This window comes from Candidatus Methylomirabilota bacterium (assembly GCA_028870115.1).
Lineage (GTDB): Bacteria > Methylomirabilota > Methylomirabilia > Methylomirabilales > Methylomirabilaceae > Methylomirabilis.
The window spans coordinates 33,232-45,408 of record JAGWQH010000096.1; the positions used below are offsets into that span (position 1 = coordinate 33,232).

The 12,177-nt window shown below is 58.5% G+C and carries 12 protein-coding genes; all 12 read right to left on the reverse strand.

What is annotated here, in order from left to right:
* Positions 1 to 7: 7 nt before the first annotated feature.
* The 12 genes from KGL31_10570 to KGL31_10625 all read right to left on the reverse strand — a co-directional run bounded on the left by KGL31_10570 (position 8) and on the right by KGL31_10625 (position 12,101).
* Positions 8 to 1,261 (reverse strand): insulinase family protein, encoded by a 1,254-nt coding sequence (locus KGL31_10570; GenBank protein ID MDE2322337.1) that lies wholly within the window; start codon positions 1,259 to 1,261, stop codon positions 8 to 10.
* A 15-nt stretch (positions 1,262 to 1,276) separates the two neighbouring features.
* The gene (gene pnp / locus KGL31_10575) at positions 1,277 to 3,376 is read right to left on the reverse strand and encodes a polyribonucleotide nucleotidyltransferase (protein ID MDE2322338.1); all 2,100 of its coding nucleotides are present in this window, start codon (positions 3,374 to 3,376) and stop codon (positions 1,277 to 1,279) included.
* The gene (rpsO, locus tag KGL31_10580) at positions 3,373 to 3,642 is read right to left on the reverse strand and encodes a 30S ribosomal protein S15 (protein MDE2322339.1); all 270 of its coding nucleotides are present in this window, start codon (positions 3,640 to 3,642) and stop codon (positions 3,373 to 3,375) included. Before rpsO ends, pnp begins: the two co-directional genes overlap by 4 nt.
* A gap of 22 nt (positions 3,643 to 3,664) precedes the next feature.
* Complete coding sequence (locus KGL31_10585; protein ID MDE2322340.1) at positions 3,665 to 4,672, reverse strand: bifunctional riboflavin kinase/FAD synthetase; 1,008 nt, start codon at positions 4,670 to 4,672, stop codon at positions 3,665 to 3,667.
* The gene (truB, locus tag KGL31_10590) at positions 4,669 to 5,610 is read right to left on the reverse strand and encodes a tRNA pseudouridine(55) synthase TruB (protein ID MDE2322341.1); all 942 of its coding nucleotides are present in this window, start codon (positions 5,608 to 5,610) and stop codon (positions 4,669 to 4,671) included. The genes KGL31_10585 and truB overlap by 4 nt, the downstream gene beginning before the upstream one ends.
* A gap of 15 nt (positions 5,611 to 5,625) precedes the next feature.
* Positions 5,626 to 6,498, reverse strand: a complete 873-nt coding sequence (locus KGL31_10595; GenBank protein ID MDE2322342.1) for a PHP domain-containing protein — start codon at positions 6,496 to 6,498, stop codon at positions 5,626 to 5,628.
* Between the two features lie 2 nt (positions 6,499 to 6,500).
* Positions 6,501 to 6,863: a 30S ribosome-binding factor RbfA gene (rbfA, locus tag KGL31_10600; GenBank protein MDE2322343.1), complete on the reverse strand. Its 363-nt coding sequence runs from the start codon at positions 6,861 to 6,863 to the stop codon at positions 6,501 to 6,503.
* 34 nt (positions 6,864 to 6,897) lie between these two features.
* On the reverse strand, positions 6,898 to 7,185 hold the full coding sequence (locus KGL31_10605; protein ID MDE2322344.1) for a DUF503 domain-containing protein: 288 nt from the start codon (positions 7,183 to 7,185) through the stop codon (positions 6,898 to 6,900).
* A 76-nt stretch (positions 7,186 to 7,261) separates the two neighbouring features.
* Positions 7,262 to 9,643 carry a translation initiation factor IF-2 gene (gene infB / locus KGL31_10610; GenBank protein ID MDE2322345.1) on the reverse strand — a complete coding sequence of 794 codons (2,382 nt, stop codon included), beginning with the start codon at positions 9,641 to 9,643 and terminating at the stop codon, positions 7,262 to 7,264.
* Positions 9,636 to 10,298: a DUF448 domain-containing protein gene (locus KGL31_10615; GenBank protein MDE2322346.1), complete on the reverse strand. Its 663-nt coding sequence runs from the start codon at positions 10,296 to 10,298 to the stop codon at positions 9,636 to 9,638. Before KGL31_10615 ends, infB begins: the two co-directional genes overlap by 8 nt.
* Positions 10,299 to 11,600 carry a transcription termination/antitermination protein NusA gene (gene nusA, locus KGL31_10620; GenBank protein ID MDE2322347.1) on the reverse strand — a complete coding sequence of 434 codons (1,302 nt, stop codon included), beginning with the start codon at positions 11,598 to 11,600 and terminating at the stop codon, positions 10,299 to 10,301.
* Positions 11,601 to 11,639: 39 nt separating this feature from the next.
* The gene (locus tag KGL31_10625) at positions 11,640 to 12,101 is read right to left on the reverse strand and encodes a ribosome maturation factor RimP (GenBank protein ID MDE2322348.1); all 462 of its coding nucleotides are present in this window, start codon (positions 12,099 to 12,101) and stop codon (positions 11,640 to 11,642) included.
* Between the last annotated feature and the right edge of the window lie 76 nt (positions 12,102 to 12,177).

Consider the following 12,177-nt stretch of genomic DNA (forward strand, 5'->3'; position numbering starts at 1 on the left):
TTTGTGATCAAGAGAGGAGGGCCGTCTGAGCGACAGGGCCGATCGTAGTGATGGCAAACGCCTCGTCGCGCAAAATCCTTCTCGTCAGCGACTCGAACTGATTAATGGACACCGCATCGATCCCGGCGATGATTTCTTCCAGGCCATAGGTGCCCTCGAAATAGATCTCTGTCTTGGCAAGGCGAGTCATCCGACTGCTGGTTCCCTCGAGCCCGAGGAGCAGGCCGCCCTTCAGCTGATCCTTCGCCCGTTGGAGATCGCTGGGATCGACCGGCTGATTCCGCAAGCGGGCGCACTCACCACGAATCAGGTCCACGACCAGGCCTGAGGACTCCGGATTGGTCCCCGCATAAATGACCAGCAGCCCACAATCACGATATGATGCCTGGTAGGAGTAGATTGAATACGCCAAACCCCGTTTTTCACGAATCTCCTGAAAGAGTCTGGAGCTCATGCTGCCGCCCAGCATGGCGTTTAACAGGTAGAGCGCATAGCGATCCTGATGCGCATGCGGCAGGCCGTCCATGCCGAGGCACAGGTGAAGCTGGGCCGTATCACGCTCCTCCACCCTGACCGCCGCCGTACAACTTGGAGGTGGAAGATCGACGTGAACGGATCGACCTTCAAACCCATTGAACGCTTGCGCCACCAGCTCCACGAGGTGCTCGTGCTCCAGATCGCCAGCCGCCACCACTACGGTGCGATCAGGACGGTAGAAGCGATCCATGTGACAACGGACGTCGTCTTGTGTAAAGGCGCGCACCGTCTCCTTGCGCCCCAGGATCGGTCTAGCCACCGGGTGATCACTCCAGATCGCCTCCGCAAAGAGGTCGTGGACCAGGTCATCGGGGGTATCCTCCACCATCTTGATCTCCTGAAGAACCACCTCTTGCTCCCGCTCAATATCTTTGGAATTAAGACTGGAGTGGAGAAAGGTATCAGCCAGGATATCAATGGCCAGAGGCAGGTGCTCGCCCAAAACCTTGGCATAGAAACAGGTGCTCTCGCGACTCGTGAAGGCGTCAAGCGTGCCGCCAACGGCGTCAATCGCCCTGGCGATCTCCTGCGCGCTCCGCCGCTGGGTCCCCTTAAAGAGCATGTGCTCGATGAAATGCGAGACGCCGGCTACCTCTCCCGCCTCGTCCCGCGATCCGACCCGCACCCAGACGCCGATCGTAGCCGACTTGACGGCAGGCATCCGCTCGCTGAGCACGACCATCCCGTTCGGCAATACCTGGCGATTATAGGAGAGAAGGCTCATTACTTAGGAGGACCTCTACTCCGCCTTAACCTGCGTCTCCGACTGTACCACCTCTTTCCGACTCAACCGGATCTTCCCGTTCTTGTCGACGTCGATCACTTTTACCATGACCTCATCCCCTTCCGACAAGATATCCTCGACCCTCTTCACCCGGTGTTCGGCAATTTGAGAGATATGCAGAAGGCCATCAGTGCCGGGAAGGATCTGGACAAAAGCACCAAAGTCCATAATCTTGACTACCTTCCCTTGATAGACCTTGCCTACCTCAGGAACCTCGACGATCTTGCTGATGATCGACAAAGCCTTCTGTGCTGCCTCTTCGTCAACCGAGGCGATCTCAATCCGCCCGTCGTCAGAGACATCGATCTTCGCCCCGGAGTCTGCCACAATCCCGCGGATCACCTTACCGCCAGGGCCGATGACGTCACGGATTTTGTCCACCGGAATCATCAGCGTGATGATGCGTGGGGCATACGCCGACATATTCGGCCTTGGCTCCGCAATGGCGCGATCCATTTGATCCAAAATATGGAGACGAGCGCGTCTGGCCTGATCCAGCGCCTTCGGCATGAGGCTAGGCGTGATACCTTGGGTCTTGATATCCAGTTGCAGCGCCGTGATCCCTTTCCGGGTGCCGGCCACCTTAAAGTCCATGTCGCCAAGGTGATCCTCAAGTCCGATGATATCGGTGAGAATCGCCGCCTGCTCATTTTCCATGACGAGCCCCATCGCTACTCCGGCCACCGCTGACCGGATCGGAACCCCGGCATCCATTAAGCTGAGGCTCGCGCCGCAGACCGTCGCCATGGAAGACGACCCGTTCGACTCGAGGATATCTGAGACAATCCGAAGGGTATACGAAAACTCCTCCTTCGTCGGCAGCGCCGCGAGAAGGGCTCGCTCGGCGAGGGCCCCGTGCCCAATCTCGCGTCGACCGGGACCGCGCATGAACTTAACCTCGCCGACGCTGAACGGTGGAAAGTTGTAATGGAGCATAAACCGTTTAGTACCCTCTCCCTCGAGATTATCCAGACGCTGTTCATCTTCCGAGGTGCCGAGCGTGGTGGTCACAAGAGCCTGCGTCTGACCCCTTGTGAAGAGGGCTGATCCATGAGTCCTTGGCAGGACACCGACCTCGGCGGTAATCGGTCGAACATCCTCGAGCGATCTTCCGTCCGCCCGCTTCCCGTCTTCCAGGATCATTCGGCGTAACTCCTCGTGCTCGATCTGCTCAAACAGCCTCCTGACGACTGCTGTCCGGTCCTCCGCCTCATTGCTGAACGCCGCCATGACCTCATCAAAGAGCTGCTGTCGACGGCTCCGCTGTTCCTCCTTCTCCGCGATCCCGGTCAGGGTCCGAAGCCCTTGGCGGGCCAGGTGGTTCACGCGCTCACCTAACTCGGGATCCACAGGGCAAATACTGAATGGCGCCTTTTCAACCCGAAGCTCTTTCGCCAGCTCCAGCGCCATGTTAATCATGGGCTGGATCCCCTTATGCCCAAACTCGATCGCCTCCATCATCAACTCTTCAGGGACCTCGTTGGCTCCGGCCTCAAGCATCACTACAGCGCTTTGGGTCCCCGCGACCACCATATCGATGTCGGATCCTTCCATCTGGGCATAGGTGGGATTGAGGACCAACTTGCCCCCCACCCGACCCACCCGGACCGCACCGATCGGCCCGAGGAACGGGATGGGCGCTATGGTGAGAGCGGCGGAGGCGCCCAACACCGCCAAGACGTCAGGGTCGTTTTCCTGGTCTGCGGACAGAACCGTGGCGATAATCTGGACGTCATGCCGATAGCCATCCGGGAAGAGGGGACGGAGTGGACGATCGATAAGGCGCGAGGTCAGCGTCTCCTTCTCATGAGGCCGACCCTCTCGCTTAAAGAAGCCACCAGGGATTTTACCGGCTGCGTAGGCCCGTTCCTGGTAATCGACAGTGAGTGGAAAGAAATCGATCCCCTGTCGCATCTGTTTCGACGCCACCGCCGTAACCAGCACGACCGTATCGCCATACCGGACTAGCACAGCGCCATCGGCCTGCCTGGCCACACGCCCAGCCTCGATACTCAAGAGTTTCCCTTCAATGATCCGCTCGACACGGCAACTCATTTACGGATTCCCAACCTTTCGATGATCTGTTTATACCTGTTCGTATCTTTGCTCCTGAGATAGTCCAAGAGTTTCCGGCGCCGTGCGACGAGGCGGAGCAGCCCTCTCCTGGAGTGAAAGTCTTTCTTGTGGCCATTCAGGTGTTCGGTCAGGTAGCCGATTCGCCCGGTCAGAAGCGCGATCTGTACATCCGGGGAGCCGGAGTCGGTGTCATGTAGCCGATACTGCCCAATGATCTCTTGCTTATTTGTAGACGCCTTACCCACGAAGCCGCATCCTCCTTTCTTCTTAAGTAGATACCTGAAACCGGGAGTACGATAGCATAGGCCTTTCCGGGAGTAAAGCCCATTCTTCCGGAGAAAACTGCGGGAAGGCAGCAAACACCGCATCCGCTTGCCGCTTGTCGCAGTCGATCTGCTGTCGGAGCAACGACGGGTCATCGAAGCGCCGCTCGTCCCGCAAAAGTTCAAGGAAGAAGAGTGTGAGCGTCTCCCCGTACAATTCCCCCTCTTCAGTCTCTAACAGGTGGACTTCCACTCGCCTGGCCTCACCCCCAAAGGTCGGAGCTCTGCCGACATTAATCAGCGCCTTGTGTAACTCGTGCTTCAACCATGCCAAGCCGGCATATACGCCATCCGGAACGATCAAATCAGCGGTCGCGGCAAGATTGGCCGTCGGGTACCCCAGCCCCCTGCCTCGTTTAGCGCCACGTTCTATATGTCCAAGAATCGCGTACGGTCGCCCCAAAAAGTGGGTTGCCCGGCGCAACTCCCCTCCGGCAAGCAGGCGGCGGATCAGAGTAGAACTGACCACATGACCGTCCGCTGTCATCGCAGGAACCACTTCAAGCTCGAACCGATACTCCTCCCCAAGTGTCCTGAGCAGTTCCGGCGAGCCAGCCCTGGCCTTACCAAAGGCAAAGTCGTATCCGATACACACAAAACGCGCTCGAAGTCGATCGACCAGGTAGGTCTTCACAAAATCGCGCGGCGAGGTGACGGCCAGAAAAGGAGTAAAGCCGACGGCGATCATCAGATCGATGCCGAGCGCAGCCATGATGTCCCGCTTGATCGACAGTGGCGTAATGAGAGGCGGAGCCTTTAAAGGGTTCACCACTTCTAACGGATGTCGCGCGAAGGTAAAGACAACTGCCGTTCCGCCTTCCTGGCGGGCACGCCGCACCACGCGACCCAGGATCTCACGGTGTCCAAGATGGACCCCATCGAATGTCCCGACCGCTACCGCAGCGGAGGGATATTCGTCTTCCAGATCCTCAATCTGCTCGATGACAATCATTGCCCGGCGAGGACCCGTACCGGTTTTAAGACGATCCGACGCGGATCGACTGCGGAGAATTCCCGGCCCGCAACCGTTACCTCGGCCAGCGAAAGAAGCTGGCGCCGATATCCCAGGACCCGGACAAGGTCGCCCTTCTCCACCTCCATCGGGAAACTGAGCAGCGCGCCAGCCACCATCCCGCCTCCCTGAACAACCCCTCGAGAGGACTCGGGGTGAATCCTGACAACCGGCAGGTGCCCGAGAGCTTCTCCGATCGGGATCAGCACATCCCGGATACGCCCCTCCATGACGGTCTGCTCGAGCTGCTCCAGCGTCAACGCGTCGTCAACCAGGAAACGGCCTGATCGGACGCGAGTCAACGCATACAGGTGCGCGCCGCACCCGAGGATCCGACCAATGTCATCACACAGAGTACGAGCGTACGTCCCCTTGGAACAACTCACCCGGAATCGAACGAAGGGGAAGTCGATCTCCAGCAGCGTCAGCTCATGAATCCGCACCGCAATCGGCTGCCGTTCGACTGTTTCGCCTCGGCGAGCCAGGCGATAGAGGCGCTCTCCATGATGCTTCTTCGCGGAGAAAAGGGGCGGCACCTGCTGGATCTCTCCGACAAAACTCTCCAGAACTTCTCGCAGTCTGGCAGAGTCTACGTCAACATGATCCGTCTGGGACAGCACTTTCCCATCAGCATCCAAGGTGTCAGTGGTGATACCCAGCCGCATCGTGATCAGGTACTCCTTGTCGGCTTGCGTAAGAAATTGTGCGATTCGAGTCGCCCGTCCGATGCAGAGCGGCAGCACGCCGGTCGCCCTCGGATCAAGCGTACCGGTATGACCAACACGGCGCATCTTCAGCAGACGCCGCACCACGTCCACTACATCATGGGAGGTCATCCCCCCAGGCTTATTGATATTCAAGACTCCGCTGAGTTCCATGGCACGCACCAGAGATTAGTCAGAGATGACCGGTCCAGAGTCCAACTCCCCTTTTCTGATCCGCAGACGCTCGACGGTCTCCAAGGGTACCTCTACCCCACCCAACTCGGCATCGGCAACCACCCCACCACCATGGAAATCGCTCCCACCGGTGGGTATAAGTCGATGCCGCCCGGCGACGGCAAGCAGGGTCGCTGTGATTTCCGGGGTATACCCCTTGTAGTAGGTCTCGATCCCTTCCAAGCCCGCCTCCATCATCATCGGCAGAAGTCGCTCGAGATCCAGATGGTAATCGCTTGCGCCTACGATAATCGGGTGCGCCAGCGAGGGCACACCCTGAGCCTGCCTGATCAGGCTGACCGCCTCTTGCGGGAGGAACTTCGGGCTCTCAACATAGCCAGGGCCCCCTCGTCTCAGAAAACGCGCGAACGCCTCATCCACCGATGCGACGGCGCCGCGCTCTACAAGGGCCTTGGCGATATGCGGCCGTCCGACCGATCCCCCATTCGCAATGGCCATGACGCGATCCCACTCGAGCGGATGCCCGAGCGCGCCTAACCGCTCGACCATGGCCTGGGCCTGAACGAGCCTGTCTTCCTGCAGTCGACGGAGAGCCTTTTGCAGTGACGAATCGCCCGCGTCAAGCAGGTAGCCCAGGACATGGATCTCGTCGCCATCGAGGTTCGCGCTCACCTCGATCCCAGGAATCACGTCAATTGCCAGATCAGAGGCGGCCTCTTGCGCCTCGGCGATCCCATCCACGCTGTCATGGTCGGTCACCGCTATAACGCGGATCCCAATACGGGCGGCGGTCTCTACCAGCTCCGCCGGCTGAAGCGCGCCATCGGAGGCCTTTGTATGGAGGTGCAGATCGACACGACTCGCCATCGTTATTGCTCCTTTGTCTCGGTCGCTTCGATCTGCCGGAATAGCTCGTCCAGATGCATCTCCTGCTCCAGCGAATCATCAGGTAAAAACAGAAGCTCCGGGGCGTAGCGCAGGCACAATCGGCGTCCTAATTCCCCACGGAGAAAGCCGGCCGCACACTTCAGGCCGATCAGCGTCTCCTGACGCTGTTTCTCTTCGCCTCCCATCGAGGCGATATAAACCCTCGCATGCCGTAAATCGTCGCTCACCCTGACGCGGGTGACTGTGGCAAAACGGATCCTCGGGTCCTTGACCGACTGTAAGATCAGGCGACTAATCTCTTCCTGTATCAAGGTACCGACCCGATCGGCGCGCCTGCCTTGCATCACCATTCTCTCCGCAGCCAACAGACCAGGATCGTCAATGGGCCATCAGATCGATCTCATAATCGAGAATCAGGGCGTCGGCGTCAGCCTCGATAAGGTTGACTACTTTGGTCAGGATTTCGTCCACCAATCGGGAGCTGTTGCTGACGCAGGCGATCCCCAGTGTGGCGCGTTGCCATTCGTCAAGACGATCCACCTCGGCGACCGAGACATTGAAGCGGCCTCGGATCCGATCTTTGATGCTCTTCACAACCCGCCGCTTACCCTTGAGGGAGTTATTGCCGGCCAGGCGCAACTCGACGCGGCACGTTCCAACCGTCATGAGATAAAACAGTTTCGAGTTTTTAGTTTCGAGTGCAGCGTAACTCGCAACCCGAAATTCGAAACCCAAAACCTCACTATAATTTTTGGGCTACCGATTCCAGCTCGAAGACTTCCAGGATATCGCCAACCTTGATGTCATTAAAGTTCATCAGACCGACGCCGCACTCAAACCCACTTTGCACCTCTCGGACATCCTCTTTGAAGCGGCGAAGCGATCCAACTCGCCCCTTATGGACTACCTTGCCGTCCCGAATAAGGCGGACTTGGCTGTCTCTGGCGACCTTTCCCTCCACAACCATTGAGCCGGCAATCGCACCTATTTTCGGTACAGCGAAGACCTGACGAACCTCCACGCGACCGATCGACCGTTCGATATACTTGGGCTCCAGCAGCCCCTCCATCGCCTGCCGAATCTCATTGATGGCGTCATAGATCACAGTGTAGAGTCGAATTTCGACGCCTTCCTGCTCGGCCAGCTTCTGGGCCTTTGGCTCAGGACGCACATGGAAACCTACGATCACCGCGTTGGAGGCTGACGCCAACATCACGTCAGTCTCGGTAATAGCGCCGACCGACGCATGAATCACCTTTAATCTGACCGCGTCGGTGCCGATCCGTCCCAGCGATTCACGGAACGGCCCGATGGAGCCCTGGACATCCCCCTTGATAATCATCCGAAGTTCTTTGACCTCGCCCTCCTGGATGCGACGGTGCAAATCCTCCAGGGTCACGCGGTGCTTCGAAACGATCATCTCCTCGCGATGTTTCTGCTGCCGGCTGAGCGCGATTTGCCGTCCTTTTCGTTCATCGGATACTACAACGAACGTATCTCCGGCCATGGGGACACCCGACAGACCCAGCACCTCCACCGGAGTCGCTGGTCCGGCCAACTGAACCCTTTTCCCTTTCTCATTGTTCATCGCCCGCACCCGGCCCGAATGCAATCCGGCAACGATCACGTCCCCCACCTTCAGGGTTCCCTGCTGAACCAACACGGTGGCGACCGGTCCCCGACCACGATCCAGTTCGGCCTCAATGATCACGCCCTTCGCTGCTCTGTGCGGGTTAGCCTTCAGTTCCTGGATCTCGGCCAGCAGAAGCAGCATCTCGAGCAGGTGATCGATACCGATCTTCTTTTTGGCCGAGACCTCCACATAGATCGTCTGTCCTCCCCACTCTTCCGAAACCAGACCCTGTTCCGCTAACTGTTGCATGACACGGTTCGGATCGGCCCCCGGCTTATCGATCTTGTTAATTGCCACCAGGATCGGGACGCCCGCGTCCTTGGCGTGGCTGATCGCCTCCAGCGTCTGAGGCATCACCCCGTCATCGGCCGCCACGACCAAAACCACGATGTCGGTCGCCTGGGCCCCACGCGCCCGCATGGCGGTAAACGCCTCGTGGCCCGGTGTATCCAGAAACGTGATCTTGCCACCCGGTAGATCGACTTGATAGGCGCCGATGTGTTGAGTAATCCCACCGGCCTCCGAGGCGATGACATTGGTTTGCCGGATCGCATCCAGCAGAGAGGTTTTGCCGTGATCGACATGGCCCATGATCGTCACGACCGGAGATCTGGGCAGGAGCAGCGAAAGATCCTCAACTTCCTTGGCCTCAGCCGTAGTCTCTTCCAGGGGGGTCACTTCCACTGAGAACCCCAGCCGTTCGCCTGCGCGTTTCACTACCTCCACATCAAGCGGCTGATTGATCGTGGTCATAATTCCCAACTTGATCAACTGCTTAATGATCTCGCTGGAGCTCATTGAGATGCTGTCCGCCAGCTCCTTGACAGTGATCGTCTCCGCAATTTTGACTATCGGGCGTGACGGAGCAGAGGGCTCGCGCTCGACTTGCTCTACCTGGACCTGTGGCTCCGGTGCCGGCAGAATCTCAGTCACCCTCTGCCCTGAGCCGGAGATAATTGGGGTCCGGGATGGCGCCTCTTTCAAGCCTGCCTGCGCTACCGGAGCCTCGCGACCAGGCTCCAACGGCACAGCGGATGGCTGTTCGGAAACTGCGGCCCCTGCAGATGGCTGCAGGACAGATACTGCCTTGGGCTTCTGAGGTCCCTTTTGCTCAACCGGACTCAATACCCCGATGGATCTTACCCCTTCGGTTATTGGCTTAGTTCTGGATGGCGCCTTTGTCTCGGTGAGCTTGGATCGAGCGGGCTTACGAACCGAGGTCTTGATCATTGTTGTCTGCGCTTCGGCCTTTCCTGTCCTGAGACGTCGGCCCTCCACGGGCTTAGCGTGGGCCGACGGAGCCGCCTCCAGAGGTTTGGACTTGGGACGGCTTTTTTTCTGAGACGGTGCGGCTGCCAGGAGCGACCTGACATGGTCCTCATCCACGTTGCTGCTGTGGCTCTTGAGTTGCAAGCCCGACCGCTCAAGCCGGTCAAGAAGCTCTTTGCTTGATATACCAAGCACTTTCGCCAGATCGTAAACCCTAATCATTCCCACGCCGGATCACCTCCACACCTTCCGAGGCTCCGCTCTGCCCCCCGACTCGGCGGTCTGACCATGTAGCCTCTCTCGCCTGCATCTCCACCGGTATCTTTTCCAGCACCGACATCACCGCCCCCGCAAAGTGCGGATCCATGATAGCAATGCATGCTCGAGGAGCCCCCCCGAGAGCGGCCCCTAACTCTTCCTTCTCCATGGCCTGCACCCATGTGATGCCAACCGTTGCGGCCAAACTCCGCGACTTCGCAACCGAGTTCGCCGACGCGTCTGTCGCGCTCAGGATTAACCGGGCCGAATGACGCTTCACGGCCGAATCCACCGCTTCTGCACCTGAGACGACCTTACGGGCCCGGCGGGCAAGTCCAAGGAGCGCGGCGACCTTGCGCGACACACGTTCCCGGATCAACCCCTCAAGAGCCTCCACTGTCATCGGTGCGAGCACCGCCTTCAGGCAACGCGCAAACTCACCTCTTTTCACTGCCTGCTCCAGGCATGAGCGGCGCGGACATACATAGGCGCCACGATCAGATCCCCCGCCCAGATCCACACCCAGCCTCCCGCCCGGAACCTGATGTACGCGAACAAGCTCCCTCTTCGGCCGGCTGGTGCGACAGGCAACACAAGAGCGAAAAGGCTCAGATACCACCTATTGTGCATCCCTCGAGGCGAGAGCGGCTTTCGCGGCCTCAATTAATTTTTGAGCTGTCTTTTGACCAATCCCCTCTATCTGGACCAAGGCTTCATCCGACGCGTCAGCCAACTTCTGGCAACTGTCCAGACCGACCTCGATCAGGCGATCGACCAATTTCTCACCTAGACCCGGCAAGTTCGCCAACGGCAGGGCAGCGCCAGCCGAACTCTCCGCCACTGACGTTGCGGCCTCACACTCCGGCTGGACCTGCTTTTCCGGTTCTTTCTGAACCTCACCCCGGCCCTTGACATCCACTTTCCATCCCAGTAGCTTGGCCGCCAGACGAGCGTTTTGTCCTCGTTTCCCAATGGCCAGAGAGAGCTGACCATCAGCCACCAACACATGAAGGGTGTGCGTCTCCTGGACCACTTCAACGTTCTCAATTTCGGCCGGGGCAAGCGCACTCCGGACGAAGGAAGCCGGATCGTCCTTCCAGGCGATCACATCGATCTTTTCGCCCATCAACTCCCTGACGATGGCCTGAATCCGACTACCACGATATCCAACGCAGGCCCCTACGGGATCCACATTGCTGTCTCGGGAGGCCACAGCCACTTTGGCTCGTTCACCCGCATCCCTGGCAACTGCCTTGATCTCAACGATTCCCTCGTAGATCTCGGGCACCTCGATCTCGAGCAGCTTAGCTAGGAGGCCGGGATGGGTTCGTGACAGGATAATCTGGGACCCTCTCGACAATTTCTTCACATCCAGCACGTACGCTCGAACCCGATCGCCGATCCTGTAATCCTCCCTGGGGAGCTGCTCTCTAGGGGGGAGAATCGCTTCCGCCTTCCCGAGATTGACGATGACGTTGCCCTTCGCAACTCGCTGCACGACGCCACCCACCAATTCACCCACTCTGGCCTTAAAGGCCTGAAATACGCTCTCCCGTTCGGCTTCCTTGACTCGCTGGATGATCACCTGCTTCGCCGTTTGGGCAGCGATCCGGCCGAACTCTCTTGCCTTCATCTCAGATTTGATCTCATCGCCAAGTTGGGCCCCAGGGTTGAGCCGCTGGGCCTCATCTATGGAGATCTCGACGTGGGGATTCAGAACCTGTTCGACAACCTTTCGTACCGCATACAGCATAAAGCAACGGGACCGTTGGTCGAACTCCACACGCAGGTCAAGCGCGGCCCCAAGACTCTTACGAGACGCGGAGAGGATTGCCGCACCGACAGCCTCGATCAGCACTGCCGGATCGATCTCTTTTTCGCGTCCGACTTGTTCTATCACCTGCAGCAAATCAATGCCCATCGTGTCAACACCCTATCCCCTAACCCCTATACGCTGCCTTTACAGGACTGGATCCAGTCGAGCCTTCGAAATCAGCGCATAAGGGATGAGGACAATGCTGCCGTCCTCCCGTTCCAGTAATACCCGCCCATCCTCGTAACCCCTAAGGACGCCAAGAAACCGCCGTTGACCCGCAACGGCCTGAGAGGTCGTGACTCTCGCCCGTTGACCCGCGAAGCGAAGAAAATCCGACTCCCGGCGGAGTGGCCGGTTTAAACCAGGAGAGGAGACTTCAAGCGTGTAGGGGTGATCGATAAGATTCTCTACGTCGAGAAGGTCACTCAGCTCTTCGCTCACTCGCTGGCAATCCCCCAGAGTCACCCCATCACGCTTGTCGAGATAGAGGCGAAGGGTCCATCCGCTTGCTTCCCGACGGAACTCAACGTCTACCAGCTCCAGTCCCAACTCCGTAAAGAGCGGAAGGGCGATCGACTTGACTCGCTCTACGACCTCCCCAGCCATATCATACCACCCCTTATAAAACAAAGAGCGGGCATTATTGGCCCACCTCTTTTAAAATAGCACGCTTCTCTTACAT